Raw genomic sequence first — 12,863 nt, forward strand, 5'->3', positions numbered from 1 at the left:
GCCCCGACCGCGGGCGCGTCGGGGCCGTTCGCGCGGTTCCCGGCGCCCCTTCGGGGCACCGCCCGGTTCACGACTCCCAGGGCCACCGCGCGTCCCGCGCCGCCTCCAGCAGCGGCACCATGCGGAACGCCGCGTCCGACAGCCCCCCGAAGGTGTGCCGGTGCGCCGAACCCGACGGCCCGTGGCCCGCCCGGTACCCCTCCAGGTTCCACGTGTAGACCGGCACGTCCGCGGGGATCAGGTCCGTCGGCTCGCCATGGCGGCCGGCTGTGTGCTGCTCGTCCGTCACGATCACCACCCGGTCGTGCCCCCGGTAGTGCTGCCGGATCGCCCCGGCCGTATCCGTCCCCCCGAGGTTCCCGAACCGCTCCAGGACCTTCAGCACGGACTCCCCGCGCCGAAACGCCACCCCCGCACTCGTCGACCCGAACTCCACCAGGTCCGCGGACGCCGCCCGCACCGCCACCGCCGTCCCGAAGATCGCCGCCGCGTCGGCGCGGGTCAGCTGGGAGCCGACCCCGGACGCCGCCCAGAACATGGACCCGGACCGGTCGACGAGCACGAGCGTCCGCCCCGGCAGCGCCGGCACGTTCGCCAGCGAGTGGCCGAGCGCCCGCTCCAGGGGATACGCCCACCTCAGCGAGGGCGCGTGCTGGTACGCGGCGAGGTAGCGGAAGGGGAACTGCCGCGACCGCGCCACCTCCTCGGGATCGCTGATCCGCGCCGCGACCTGCGCGGCGACCGGGTCGGAGACGCCCGCCTCGTCGAAGTTGCGGAGGTTCCGCACGAGCGCCATCGCCCCCATGGACGGGATCACCGCCTCCCAGGCCGCCTTGTCCATCGGCCCCTGGAGCCACCCGGCCAGCGCCTCCCACGTGATTCCGGCCGCCGCGAGCCGCTCGGCGCCGCCCGGGGACGTGACGACCGCCCGCCGCTCGGCGACCGGCAGCGCCATCAGTTCGCGGCGCGCGGTGAGCAGCGGCAGCGCGGCGGGCGGCACGGCCGTCTCCGGGTGGTGCCGCCGGTCGAGCGCGTACCGGAACAGCTCGCCCTGCCACGGCTTGTCCGGGTCCGGGGAGGCGTGCACGAGGTTGAGGATGTCGCCGAAGCGGTAGCCCTTGGCCGCGGTGTCGTACTTCAGCAGCGCCTTGGGGTGGTACAGGCGCCGTACGGCGTCGGCGATCCCGCGCTTGACGGGCTTGGGCACGGCCCGGCCGTACCGCGACATCCAGTACGCGAGCAACTCGCCCGGTTCGTCGGGCCGTTGCAGGACGTGGTCCACGACCTGACGGTTGGCGGGTCCGCCGGCGGCGCCCGCGGTCAGCCGCGCGTGCACGTACTCGGCGGCGCCCACGATCGACGCGGTGCGCATGTTGCCCTCGCCGCGCAGCCAGCCGAGCAGCCCCGCGGTCCACTCCGGGTCGCGGACGGCGAGGTCGCGCACGAGCCGGGCGAAGCGGTCGTCGCGCTCGTCACCGGTCTCGTAGAAGGTGTTCCGCGTGACGAGGTTGGAGACGGCGAGCAGGAAGAGCTCCGACCGCGCGTCGCGCTCACGGCCCTTGCCGCCCTCGTACGTGCGCAGGGTTCGGCCGGTCGTGGTCACCGCGGACCTGGGCTGCGCCTCGACGGCACGCGTGTTGAATCGCGCCATGGTGAATTCCCCCGAATCCAGTGGTCACTTCGGAGGGAGGCATGCCAGAGGGAAGGAACCCGGGAACGGGCCGGGCACCCACCGTGTGGCACGCCTCCCGAGATCAGGGTGGGCCGCGGCGCGGAATCTCATGCGAAAGAAGGAGCCGCCGCCCGGCGCACCGGGAGGTGCGTGGAGAAGTACGGTGTCCAGAGATCGAGGGCGGCTGAACCGACGGTTGGTGCTCTGCCACTGAGCTACACCGGCCCGTTGGTACCGGTGGCGGGAGTCGAACCCGCGGCCTCCCCATGAGAGTGGAAGTAGGTCCTGCCTGTCGCACCTGGACAGGCACCACTCTAGGAGGACGGCCGCGGGCCGGGCGAGCGAATTTACTGCTTCTTCTGGCGCTTCCAGGGCCCGGTGATGGCGACCATGATGCCGGGCGTCTGGATGTTGGCGTACAGGGTCCGCCCGTCGGGGGAGAAGGTGACACCGGTGAACTCGCTGTACTCCGGCTCCTGCTCGGTGCCGATGTTCAGCTCGTTGCGCGCGATCGGGTACGTACGGCCGCTGTCGGTGGCGCCGAACAGGTGCTGCACGCCCTCGCCGTCCTCGGCGATGACGAGTCCGCCGTACGGCGAGACGGTGATGTTGTCCGGGCCGTCGAACGCGCCGTCCTTCGCCGGGTCCGGGTTCACGCCGATCAGCACCTTGAGGGTGAGGGTCCGGCGGCGGGGGTCGTAGAACCAGACCTGGCCGTCGTGCCGGACCGGGCTCTCCGCGCGGGCGTAGGAGGAGACGACGTAGACACCGCCGTCACCCCACCACATGCCCTCCAGCTTGCGGGCGCGGGTGATCTGGCCCTCGCCGAACTGCTTGCGCGTGGAGACCTGCCTGGCGTCGCGGTCGGGCACGTCCACCCAGTCGACGCCGTACACCGTGCCGGTCCTGGTGGCGCGGGAGAGGTCGTCCACGAACCGGCCGCCGGAGTCGAAGCACTTGAATGCCTGGAGGACGCCCGCGTCGTCGGCGAGGGTGCGCAGCTTGCCGCGGCCGTGCCGGAAGCCGGCCGGCGGGGTCCAGCGGTAGAGCAGGCCGTTGGGACCCGCGGCGTCCTCGGTGAGGAAGAGGTGGCCGCGCTTGGGGTCGACCACGACGGCCTCGTGGGCGTAGCGGCCCAGCGCCTTGACCGGCTCGGGGGCGCGGTTGGCCCGGTGGTCGGCCGGGTCCACCTCGAAGACGTAGCCGTGGTCCTTGGTCATGCCGTTCTGGCCGGCCTTGTCCTCGGTCTCCTCGCAGGTCAGCCAGGTGCCCCACGGGGTGTTGCCGCCCGCGCAGTTGGTGGAGGTGCCGGCGATGCCGACCCACTCGGCGACGTGGTCGCGGCGCACCTCGACCACGGTGCAGCCACCGGCCGCGGCGGGGTCGTAGACCAGGCCCTCGGTGAGCGGCACCGGGTAGGTCCACTTGGCGCGCGGGCCCGCGAGCTCGTGGTTGTTGACGAGGAGGGTGGTGCCCCGGGGCCCCTCGAAGGTGGACGTGCCGTCGTGGTTGGACGGCGTGAACTCGCCCGACTCCAGGCGGGTCTTGCCGCTGTAGGTGATGATCCGGTAGCTGAAGCCCGCGGGCAGGGCGAGGATGCCCTTGGGGTCGGGCTCCAGCGGACCGTAGCCGACGGTGGAGGGGCCGTGGTCGTGGCCCTGGGCCGGCGCGTCGTCCGGGTGCGCGGCGTCGGTCTCCGTGGACGCGAGGGCGTTCGGCGCGGTGGCCAGCACGCCGGCGCTGCCCGCCAGGGCGATCCCGGCACCGGTGATCGCGGAGGTTCTGGCGAAGTCCCTGCGGGTGAGCGACATGGTGTCTCCTGTGACGGATGGGTGTGCCGTGGAGGGCGGCGGACCTCGTTCGGCGCACACGCTGCCGCCGGTGCCTGAACACCGGTTGAACACGGGGCTGCGCCCAGGACCCTTGTTCAAGAATCCGTATGCGCATTCCCATGGCGGCCCCAAGCACGAGCACCGGTCCCCACCCGCGCGCTCAGCCCCCCTGCTGCGAGCGCGCCTTGAAGGCCGCCTTCCGGGCCTCCTTCGCCACCTTCTTGTCCGGGTGCAGGCGTCCCATCGCCTCCAGCACATCGGCCGTCGCCGGATGGTCCACCCGCCACGCCGCCGCGAAGAACCCGCCGTGCTGCTCGGCCAGCCCCTCCACCAGGGCCTGGAGCTCCTCGGAGTTGCCCTCGGCGGCCAGTTGCGCGGCGACGGTGTCGACGGTCAGCCAGAACACGAGGTCCTGGGACGGCGCGGGCACCCCGGTGGCGCCCCGCTCGCTGAGCCACACCCGGGCGAGGCCGCCGAGTTCGGGGTCGTCCAGCACCTCCCGCAGCGCGGGCTCCGCCTCCCCGCCGACCAGGGACAGCGCCTGCTGGCAGCGCAGCCGCCGCAGCGGCCCCCCGGCATCCGCGCCCCGGGCCGCGGCCAGCAACTCCCGTGCGGCGGCGAGCGGTTCGTGCCGGGACAGCCACAGCTCCGTCTCGGCGAGGGCGGCCGAGGAGCCGAACGCGGCGGTGCCGTCGAGCAGTGCGTCCGCGCCCTTGTCGGCGAGTTCACCGACCACCGGGGCCTCGAAGCCGGCCTCCACCAGCCGCGCCCGCAGCCCGTAGGCGCCGAGCGGGGTGAGCCGCACCATGCCGTAGCGGGCGACGTCGGTCTCCTCCACCGGCGCGGCGAACTCCTCGTCGCCGTCCGCCATCAGCGCCTCGTCCACGGGCCGGTACTCGACGAGTCCGATCGGCTCCAGCGTCCGGAACTGGTCGTCGAGCCGCATCATCGCGTCGGAGACCTGCTCCAGCACGTCGTCGGTGGGCTCGCCCATGCCGTCCGGCACGATCATCGACGCGGCGAGCGCGGGCAGCGGAACGGGGCCCTCCCCGGGGCCGTCCTCACTCACCGTCAGCAGATAGAGGTTGCCGAGGACGCCGTCGAGGAACTCGGCCTCGCCCTCGGGGTCCCAGTCGAGTGACGCGAAATCGATCTCGCCGCCCTCGTCCAGCGCGTCCACCAGATCGTCCAGGTCGGGCACGCTCGCATCGGCCAGCACCGTCTCCAGCGCGGCGAGCCACACGGTGAGCACCTCGTGCGGGGAGCCGGTGAGCAGCCCCAGGGCCTCGCCCGCCCGGACCGCCCCCGTCTCCTCGTCGGCGACCTCGACCAGCCCGGAGTCCAGCGCGACCCGCCAGGCCTCGGCGGCGTAGGCGGCGGCGTCGTCACCGGTGAGCCCGAGCAGGCCGGCCGCGGCCGGCAGCTGCTCCTCGACCAGACTGCCGCCCGCGTCCACCCGGGTGTCGGGGCCGGCCCAGCGGGCGAGCCGGGCCGCCCGGGAGAGCAGGGGCGTGGACAGCGCGGCGTGCGCCAGCTCCGCTTCGGGGTGCAGCCGTACGGGCGGCAGGGGCGAGCTGTCTGACATCGGCTGGATCTCCTCGGACCGTGAAACGTGCTCAGCCCCTCAGCGTAGACGGATTTCCACCCATGCCGACCGGTTCATCTCCTCGTCGTCCCCGGTACATGGCCGAAACCTTGACAAGTCCCGTGCGCAGGCTGGAGATTGACGCGCGTAGAAGTCGGGGGGCGGCCGTTCACCCGGCTCTACGCGTGTCACGGAGGGCAACGGCCCCCACACGCACCCGTTCCGCCTCGTCCCGGCGCCCCGTAACATCCCCGGAGGGATCCCTTGCCGAGCAGGTCCACCGCGCGTCTCGCCGCGCTCACCGTCGCCGCCGTGTGCTCCGCCGCGTCGGCCGTCGTCCTCACCTCCCCCGCGCACGCCGACGCGGTGCGCATCCACGACATCCAGGGCACCACCCGCCTCTCGCCGTACGCGGGGCAGAAGGTGACGGACGTGCCGGGCATCGTCACCGCCACGCGCGGCTACGGCTCGTCCAAGGGTTTCTGGCTCCAGGACACGACGCCGGACGACAACCCGGCCACCAGCGAGGGCATATTCGTCTTCACCAGCTCCGCGCCGAAGGTCGCCGTCGGCGACTCGGTGACGGTGACCGGCACGGTCTCCGAGTACGTCCCGGGTGGCGCCGCGTCCGGCGGGCAGTCCGTCACGGAGATCACCAAGCCGGCGATCACCACCGTCTCCACCGGCAACGCCGTCCCGGCCCCGGTCGTCATCGACGCGCAGTCGGTGCCGGACCAGTACACGCCGCAGGGCGACACCGCCGACGGCGGCTCGATCAACAACCTGCCGCTCCGGCCCGCCACGTACGCCCTGGACTACTACGAGTCCCTTGAGGGCATGCGCGTCCAGGTCGAGGACACCCGCGTGGTCACCGCCACCGACCGGTACGCCGAGCTGTGGGTCACGGTGAAGCCGGACGAGCACCGCAGCAGCCGCGGCGGCACGGTCTACGGCTCCTACGACTCGCAGAACACCGGCCGGCTCCAGATCCAGTCGCTGGGCGCCACCGCCGACTTCCCGAAGGCCAACGTCGGCGACACGCTCACCGGCACCACCACCGGCCCGATGGACTACAACCAGTACGGCGGCTACACGCTGGTCGCCGACCGGGTCGGGACGCTCCGAAGCGGCGGCCTCCAGCGCGAGACCACCGAGAAGCAGACCAGCAGGCAGCTCGCGGTCGCGACGTACAACGTCGAGAACCTCGACCCGTCGGACAACACGTTCGCCCAGCACGCCGCGGCGATCGTGAACAACCTCCAGTCGCCCGACATCGTCTCCCTGGAGGAGATCCAGGACGACAACGGCGCCACGGACGACGGCACGGTGGACGCGAGCGTCACCGTCCAGAAGCTGATCGACGCGATCGTCGCGGCGGGCGGCCCGGCGTACGACTGGCGCGCGATCGACCCGGTCAACGACAAGGACGGCGGCGAGCCGGGCGGCAACATCCGCCAGGTGTTCCTGTTCAACCCCGAGCGGGTGTCCTTCGTGGACCGCGCGGGCGGCGACTCCACCACCGCGGTGGGCGTCACCAAGGAGTGCGGCAAGGCCCAGCTGACCGTCTCCCCGGGCCGGATCGACCCGTCCAGCGCCGCCTGGGAGAACAGCCGCAAGCCGTTGGTCGGCCAGTTCGTCTTCCGGGGCAAGACCGTCTTCGTGATCGCCAACCACCTGACCTCCAAGGGCGGCGACCAGGGCCTGACCTCGCAGTACCAGCCGGTGACGCGCGGCTCGGAGATCCAGCGCCACGCGCAGGCGCAGGAGGTCAACGCGTTCGTCAAGGACATCCTGAAGGTCCAGAAGAACGCGAACGTGCTCGCCCTCGGCGACATGAACGACTTCGAGTTCTCCGGCACCGCCGAGATCCTCGAGGGCGACGGCGAGCTGTGGTCGGCGATCAAGTCGCTGCCCGCGAGCGAGCGTTACACCTACGACTACCAGGGCAACTCGCAGGTCCTGGACCAGATCCTGATCAGCCCGGCGGTCCGCCGCGACGACTTCGAGTACGACAGCGTGCACATCAACTCGGAGTTCAACGACCAGATCAGCGACCACGACCCGCAGGTGCTGCGCTTCCGTCCCTGACCCGAGGGCGCCCAGGACCGGCCGGACATCCCGTCCGGCCGGTCCCGCGTCCACTCGCCCTGCCGCCCGGCCCGGCACGCGTTCACCGGGTAGCCCTCGGGGTGTTCAGCAGCCGCGCCTGCGACGCAGCACCCCGGCCGCGATCAGGGCGGCCAGACCGACCGCGCCCGCCACCAGCACCGGGCGCGGCACCCCTCGTAGGCCCTCGGCCGCCTTGTGGGCGGGCGGCGCGAGCCGGCGCTGGGCCACGGCTGCCTTGTCCTGCACGAGGTGTCCGGCCTCCAGGGCCCTGCTCTGGGCCTGGTGCCCGGCCGCCATGGCCCGGTCGCGCAACGGCTGCCCGTCATGGGACGCGCCGTGCCGGGCGACCCGGTGCTGGAGCGTGTGCCCGGTGCGCGAGGCCGTCCCCTGCACGGCATGGCCCGCCTGCACGGCCCGCCCCTTCATGGCGTGGGCCGCGTGCGTGGCCCTGTCCTGGGCGCCCTGTCCGGCGTGCGCGGCGCCGGCGCGCAGCTGCACGGTCATGGCGCCGGCCTTGTCCATCAGGTCGGCGGCCCGAGCCCGCGCGCGGCCCTTCACATCGGCGCGGCCCACCAACTGGGCCACGGTGTCACCGAGTTGGTTCCTGGTCTGCTCGATCTGCTGCCGCAGTTCGTCGGGGCCCTTGGCACCCGAGCCGTGCGGGGTCCTGTGGGTCATCGATGTGCCCTTTCCTTGATCACGTCGACATCGGCCCTGACGCTGCCGAGGGTCTCCTCGGGCATGGGCGATCCGGCGCGGCGCAGCTGGGCGCGTCCGGTGGCGGCGAGCGCGGCGGCGACGGCGAACAGCACGGCCGCGACGATCAGCGCCGCCGCCCACAGGGGCAGCACCAGGTCGAGGGCGGCGGTGGCCGCGCCGGCCAGCACGATCAGCCCGACGTAGCCGAGGGCGCCCGCGGCGCCCAGCAGCCCGCCACCGCGTCCGGCGCGCTTGCCCTTCCGGGCCAGCTCCGCCTTGGCGAGGGCGACCTCCTGCCGCAGCAGCAAGGAGAGCTGCTCGGTGGCGCGATTGACGAGTTCCCCCGTGGTGGGGTGCCCGTCGAGTGCGGGGCGCGTGTGCGGTCGCGTGTGCGAGGTCATGGTCACGGTGTCCCGCCTCCTCTCTGTACGGAACATCCGGGTACCCGGGCCGGGGAGCGTCAGCCCTTGTCCGCGCTCCCGGTCCCGCGGTCGCCGAGACGCGCGAGCTGCGACTGGAACCAGTCGAGCCGCGCCTGCAACAGGGCGGCCTCGGCGACCAGTTCGGGCACACCCAGCTCCGCGCCCGCCGGTCCGAGGGCCGCCGCGGCCGGGACGCCGCCGTCCGCCCGCACCCGCAGGCCCTCCCCGGCGAGCCGGGCGAACTCGGCGAGGGTGACGGACGTACGGCCGCGCGCGCAGCCCGCGCAGCCGGGGGCGAGGGCACGCCAGCCGGGGCGGCCCCAGCCGGCGTCGGCCAGCAGGGCCGCGGTGGCACCGCAGGCGCAGGGGCCCGCGGTGGCGGTGCGCACCCGCTGCCGGGCGTAGCGGAATCCGCGCTCGAAGCGGATGTAGGTACCGAGCACGGAGACTTCGAGCAGCAGCGCGGTGCGGTGCTCCGCGGTGCAGCGCAGGGCGTCGGCGGCGGCCCGGTCGTGGACGCAGTGGAAACCGCAGTCGCACAGCCGCGCCGGCGGGCGGTGCCTGCGGCCGTAGACGCAGGACGCCTCGGCGAGAACGCCGTACGGAAGCGCGCCGCCGAGCGACACTCCGGTGAACCCCGCCCGGGTGCCGTCCACGGACAGCACCGGGTGGGCGATCTTGTAGCCGGTCGGCGGCTCCGTGGGGCGTTCCGCCGGGAGCCGCAGTCTCATCGGGCGGCCGGGACCTCTTCGCGGGCCGGCTCGGCCGGTGCGGTGCGGGCGGCCTCCACGGGCTGCCGGGTCTCTTCCTCGTGGACCTGCGGCCGCTCCTCGGCGACCCCGGTGGCCAGTGCCTTGCCGAGCTTCATGGTGCCTCCATGGCTGACGTCGGTGATGACCCTTCGCCCATAGTGACCCATGAGGGGCCGAGTTGGACACACGACCTTGCGCCACATCCAAACAGGTAAGCAAACTTACCGATACTCTGAAGAAGAATTAAGTAGAGCTACACCGAAGACCTGCCGACACTTACGGGCATGACGATCACACACAGGTCCTCGCCGTTCGGCCGCACCCTCTGCGCGATGATCACCCCGTTCACCGAGGAGGGGGCGCTGGACCGGGCGGGCGCCCAGGAGCTGGCCGCCCACCTGGTGGCGGAGGGCTGCGACGGCCTGGTCCTCAACGGCACCACGGGCGAGTCGCCGACCACCACGGACACCGAGAAGGCGGAACTGATCACGGCCGTACGGGAGGCGGTCGGCGACCGGGTCCCCCTGATCGCGGGGGTCGGTACCGCCGACACCCGGCACACCACCGAACTGGCCCTCGCGGCGGAGAAGGCGGGCGCCGACGCCGTCCTGGTCGTGGCGCCGTACTACAGCAGGCCGCCCCAGGACGCCCTGGCCGCCCACTTCCACGCCGTCGCCGACGCCGGCGGGCTGCCGGTCCTCCTCTACGACATCCCCGGCCGCACCGGCACCCGCATCGACCCGGAGACGATCCTCCGCCTCGCGGAGCATCCCCGGATCGTGGGGGTCAAGGACTGCTCCTACGACCTCCTGGGCACTCAGAAGGTCCTGGCCCGGACGGACTTGGCCTACTACGCGGGCTGCGACGAACACAACCTCGCCCTCTACGCCGTCGGCGCGGCCGGCTGCATCAGCACCGTCGCCAACGCGGCCCCCCGCCACATCGCCGCCGTCCTCGACGCCTTCGACGCCGCCGACACCGTCCGGGCGGCACGGCTCCAGCTCCGCGCGATCCCCTTGATCGACTCCATGATGTCCGCGGGCCTCCCGGGGACGGTCACCGCGAAGGCCCTCCTGTCCCGACTCGGCCTCCCCGCGGGCCCGGTCCGCGCCCCGCTGCTCCCCGCCTCCCCCGAGGTGACGGCCGGACTGCGGGCGCGGTACGAGGAGCTGACCGGATCCTGATCCCGGCCGGACCGCCTGCCGTACGGTGTCCTCGTGAGCCGCCCCCTGCTGTTCCTGGACGTCGACGGTCCCCTGAACCCGTACGCGGCCCAGCCGGAGCGCCGGCCCGAGGGGTACACCACGGTCCGGGTGCCCCTGCGCTCCCGCCGCCCGCTGCGGGTCTGGCTGAATCCGGCCCACGGCCGCGAACTGTCCTCCCTCGGCTACGAGCTGTGCTGGGCGACGACCTGGATGGCCGAGGCCAACCGCTGGATCGCCCCCGTCCTCGGCCCGCCGGAGTTGCCGTACGTCGACTTCGGCGCGGGCCTGTTCGCCCACCGGCCCGACGGGGTGCACTGGAAGACGGAGGCGATCGTGGCGTACGCCGGGGGCCGGCCGTTCGCCTGGGTGGACGACGAACAGAGCCCGGCGGACGCCGTGTTCGTCGCCGACCGCCACCCCGCCCCGGCCCTCCTCCACCACGTGGACCCCCGCATCGGCCTGCGCGAGGGCGACTTCGGCACACTGGCGCGGTTCGCGGCCGGACTCCCGGCCACGGGATGACGCAGCGCCCCTCGCCGCGGGACGAGGGGCGCTGCGGGCGTACGGCGGGTCAGTTGTGGCTGTGCAAAATGTCGTTCAGGCCGCCCCAGACCGCGTTGTTCGGGCGGGCCTCGACGGCGCCGGTGACCGAGTTGCGGCGGAAGAGGATGTTGGAGGCGCCGTTGAGGTCGCGGGCCTTGACGATCTGTCCGTCGGGCATGGTGACACGGGTGCCGGCGGTGACGTAGAGGCCGGCCTCGACCACGCACTCGTCGCCGAGGGCGATGCCGACGCCCGCCTCGGCGCCGATCAGGCAGCGCTCGCCGACGGAGATGATCACGTTGCCGCCGCCGGACAGGGTGCCCATGGTGGAGGCGCCGCCGCCGATGTCCGAGCCGTCGCCGATGACGACACCGGCGGAGATGCGGCCCTCGACCATCGAGGTGCCGAGCGTACCGGCGTTGAAGTTGACGAAGCCCTCGTGCATCACGGTGGTGCCCGCGGCGAGGTGCGCGCCCAGACGGACCCGGTCGGCGTCGGCGATGCGGACGCCCCTGGGAACGACGTAGTCCGTCATGCGGGGGAACTTGTCGATCGAGGTGACCTGGAGGTGCAGGCCCTCGGCGCGGGCGTTCAGCCGCACCTTCTCGATGTCGTCCACGGCGACCGGGCCGAGCGAGGTCCAGGCGACGTTGGCGAGGTGGCCGAAGATGCCGTCCAGGCTCAGGCCGTGCGGCTTGACCAGGCGGTGCGAGAGGAGGTGCAGGCGCAGGTAGGCGTCGTGCGCGTCCAGCGGCTTCTCGTCCAGCGAGGCGATGACCGTACGGACCGCGACCACCTCGACGCCCCTGCGGGCGTCCGGGCCGGTCGCCGCGGTCGCGCCGCCGCCCAGCAGCTCCGCCGCGCGCTCGGCGGACAGCCGCTCGGTGCCGGCCGGGCCCGGCTCCGCCACCAGCTCGGGCGCGGGGAACCAGGTGTCGAGAACGGTGCCGTCGGAGGCGATCGTGGCGAGGCCGGCGGCGACGGCGCCGGTGGTACGGGAAGCAGTGTCGGTCATGGGAAAAACCTAACGTGGCACGGGGTGCGGGAGCGAACCGTGTCTCATGTGCCGGTCGGGGGAACGCCCTCAGCCGATCACCCGCCCGAGCGCCTCCCGCGCGTACCCCTCGTCGTACGCCCCACCCGTCAGCAGCACCTGAAGGCAGACGCCGTCCATCAGCGCGACCAGCACCCGTGCCGTCACCGGGTCGACACGGGCGGACAGGCGCGCGGCCGTCTCCTCCATCCACCGGGCGGCGACGGGCCGCAGGGCCGGGCGGCGCAGCGCGGCGAGGTACAGCTCGTACTCCAGCTCCGCCCCGGGGCGGTCGGCGTTCAGCCACTCGCCGAGGACCCGGGCGAGCCCGGCCGCGAGGTCGCCGTCGTCCAGTGCCCCGCTGTCGTCGAGCACCGCGGCGAACCCCTCGTTCGCCTGGCACAGGGCGGCCACCAGCAGGTCGTCCAGGGTGGCGAAGTGGTACGTGGTGGAGCCGAGCGGCACATCCGCCTCCGCGGCGACCGTGCGGTGGCTGAGCCCGACGAGGCCGTCGCGCCCGGCCACCCGGATCGCCGCGTCGATGATCCGCTGCCGCCGGTCGGGGTCGTAGCGCCGGGCCATCAGTGACTCGTTCCGCCGAGGTTCAGCACCACCACTCCCCCGATGATCAGCAGGATCCCCGCGACCTTCACCGCGCTGAGCCCCTCCCCGAACAGCAGCAGCCCGAGCACGGCGATGGCCGCGGTGCCCACCCCGGACCAGATCGCGTACGCCGTGCCGATCTGCACGGTCTTCAGCGTCTGCGCCAGGAGGAGGAAGGACACCAGATATCCCAGCGCCGTCACCAACGAGGGCCCGAGCCTGCTGAACCCGTGGCTGTACTTCATCGCCGTCGTGGCGGTCACCTCGGCGGCTATGGCGCCGGCGAGCGTCAGGTATCCCATGTGTACGAGCGTACACACGATGTGTACGACCGTACATAACGGGTCGCGACGAGGCGCGTCCAGGCGGACGACCCGTGCGTCCGGGCATGCGAAAGGGGCCACGGCA

Annotated in this window: 13 protein-coding genes; 3 read left to right on the forward strand and 10 right to left on the reverse strand. The window is 73.0% G+C overall.

The genetic code is table 11. The features are described from left to right. Positions 1-67 precede the first annotated feature (67 nt). From QSK45_RS04935 to QSK45_RS04945, 3 genes are all read right to left on the reverse strand, one after another. Positions 68-1,651: a TROVE domain-containing protein gene (locus QSK45_RS04935; protein ID WP_285553595.1), complete on the reverse strand. Its 1,584-nt coding sequence runs from the start codon at positions 1,649-1,651 to the stop codon at positions 68-70. A gap of 368 nt (positions 1,652-2,019) precedes the next feature. Continuing rightward, entirely contained in the window at positions 2,020-3,483 is a 1,464-nt protein-coding gene (locus QSK45_RS04940; protein ID WP_285553597.1) for an alkaline phosphatase PhoX, read from the reverse strand. 181 nt (positions 3,484-3,664) lie between these two features. Next, entirely contained in the window at positions 3,665-5,089 is a 1,425-nt protein-coding gene (locus tag QSK45_RS04945; protein WP_285553599.1) for a hypothetical protein, read from the reverse strand. A gap of 264 nt (positions 5,090-5,353) precedes the next feature. Between QSK45_RS04945 and QSK45_RS04950 the strand changes: the two genes are divergently transcribed. Then, positions 5,354-7,177 carry a DUF8508 domain-containing protein gene (locus QSK45_RS04950; protein WP_285553601.1) on the forward strand — a complete coding sequence of 608 codons (1,824 nt, stop codon included), beginning with the start codon at positions 5,354-5,356 and terminating at the stop codon, positions 7,175-7,177. Positions 7,178-7,282: 105 nt separating this feature from the next. On the opposite strand, the gene QSK45_RS04955 is transcribed toward QSK45_RS04950, so the two are convergent. The 4 genes from QSK45_RS04955 to QSK45_RS04970 are packed head-to-tail and all read right to left on the reverse strand — an operon-like array spanning position 7,283 to position 9,187. Next, complete coding sequence (locus QSK45_RS04955) at positions 7,283-7,876, reverse strand: DUF3618 domain-containing protein (RefSeq protein WP_285553603.1); 594 nt, start codon at positions 7,874-7,876, stop codon at positions 7,283-7,285. After that, positions 7,873-8,298, reverse strand: coding sequence for a phage holin family protein (locus tag QSK45_RS04960; RefSeq protein ID WP_285554617.1), 426 nt, complete (start codon positions 8,296-8,298; stop codon positions 7,873-7,875). Before QSK45_RS04960 ends, QSK45_RS04955 begins: the two co-directional genes overlap by 4 nt. 59 nt (positions 8,299-8,357) lie before the next feature. Next, on the reverse strand, positions 8,358-9,050 hold the full coding sequence (locus QSK45_RS04965) for a hypothetical protein (protein WP_285553604.1): 693 nt from the start codon (positions 9,048-9,050) through the stop codon (positions 8,358-8,360). Beyond that, positions 9,047-9,187, reverse strand: a complete 141-nt coding sequence (locus tag QSK45_RS04970) for a hypothetical protein (protein WP_285553606.1) — start codon at positions 9,185-9,187, stop codon at positions 9,047-9,049. Before QSK45_RS04970 ends, QSK45_RS04965 begins: the two co-directional genes overlap by 4 nt. Before the next feature lie 168 nt (positions 9,188-9,355). Here QSK45_RS04970 and dapA point away from each other — a divergent pair, with 168 nt between their 5' ends. Together dapA and QSK45_RS04980 are read left to right on the forward strand one after the other, a co-directional pair. Continuing rightward, on the forward strand, positions 9,356-10,255 hold the full coding sequence (gene dapA / locus QSK45_RS04975) for a 4-hydroxy-tetrahydrodipicolinate synthase (RefSeq protein ID WP_285553608.1): 900 nt from the start codon (positions 9,356-9,358) through the stop codon (positions 10,253-10,255). Positions 10,256-10,288: 33 nt separating this feature from the next. Further along, positions 10,289-10,798 carry an HAD domain-containing protein gene (locus tag QSK45_RS04980; RefSeq protein ID WP_285553610.1) on the forward strand — a complete coding sequence of 170 codons (510 nt, stop codon included), beginning with the start codon at positions 10,289-10,291 and terminating at the stop codon, positions 10,796-10,798. Positions 10,799-10,847: 49 nt separating this feature from the next. Here the strand turns inward: QSK45_RS04980 and dapD are convergent, their stop codons facing one another. From dapD to QSK45_RS04995, 3 genes are all read right to left on the reverse strand, one after another. Next, positions 10,848-11,834 (reverse strand): 2,3,4,5-tetrahydropyridine-2,6-dicarboxylate N-succinyltransferase, encoded by a 987-nt coding sequence (gene dapD / locus QSK45_RS04985; protein WP_285553611.1) that lies wholly within the window; start codon positions 11,832-11,834, stop codon positions 10,848-10,850. A 69-nt stretch (positions 11,835-11,903) separates the two neighbouring features. Then, entirely contained in the window at positions 11,904-12,434 is a 531-nt protein-coding gene (locus QSK45_RS04990) for a TetR/AcrR family transcriptional regulator (RefSeq protein WP_285553612.1), read from the reverse strand. After that, entirely contained in the window at positions 12,434-12,757 is a 324-nt protein-coding gene (locus QSK45_RS04995) for a DMT family transporter (protein ID WP_285553613.1), read from the reverse strand. Before QSK45_RS04995 ends, QSK45_RS04990 begins: the two co-directional genes overlap by 1 nt. Positions 12,758-12,863: the final 106 nt, after the last annotated feature.

It is taken from the genome of Streptomyces hygroscopicus subsp. hygroscopicus (genome assembly GCF_030269125.1).
Lineage (GTDB): Bacteria > Actinomycetota > Actinomycetes > Streptomycetales > Streptomycetaceae > Streptomyces > Streptomyces hygroscopicus_C.

Bases quoted from the DNA above. Each gene is read 5' to 3' on its own strand.
- QSK45_RS04935 (WP_285553595.1), bottom strand. From the start codon at position 1,651: ATGGCGCGATTCAACACGCGTGCCGTCGAGGCGCAGCCCAGGTCCGCG.
- QSK45_RS04940 (WP_285553597.1), bottom strand. From the start codon at position 3,483: ATGTCGCTCACCCGCAGGGACTTCGCCAGAACCTCCGCGATCACCGGT.
- QSK45_RS04945 (WP_285553599.1), bottom strand. From the start codon at position 5,089: ATGTCAGACAGCTCGCCCCTGCCGCCCGTACGGCTGCACCCCGAAGCG.
- QSK45_RS04955 (WP_285553603.1), bottom strand. From the start codon at position 7,876: ATGACCCACAGGACCCCGCACGGCTCGGGTGCCAAGGGCCCCGACGAA.
- QSK45_RS04960 (WP_285554617.1), bottom strand. From the start codon at position 8,298: ATGACCTCGCACACGCGACCGCACACGCGCCCCGCACTCGACGGGCAC.
- QSK45_RS04965 (WP_285553604.1), bottom strand. From the start codon at position 9,050: ATGAGACTGCGGCTCCCGGCGGAACGCCCCACGGAGCCGCCGACCGGC.
- QSK45_RS04970 (WP_285553606.1), bottom strand. From the start codon at position 9,187: ATGAAGCTCGGCAAGGCACTGGCCACCGGGGTCGCCGAGGAGCGGCCG.
- dapA (WP_285553608.1), top strand. From the start codon at position 9,356: ATGACGATCACACACAGGTCCTCGCCGTTCGGCCGCACCCTCTGCGCG.
- dapD (WP_285553611.1), bottom strand. From the start codon at position 11,834: ATGACCGACACTGCTTCCCGTACCACCGGCGCCGTCGCCGCCGGCCTC.
- QSK45_RS04990 (WP_285553612.1), bottom strand. From the start codon at position 12,434: ATGGCCCGGCGCTACGACCCCGACCGGCGGCAGCGGATCATCGACGCG.
- QSK45_RS04995 (WP_285553613.1), bottom strand. From the start codon at position 12,757: ATGGGATACCTGACGCTCGCCGGCGCCATAGCCGCCGAGGTGACCGCC.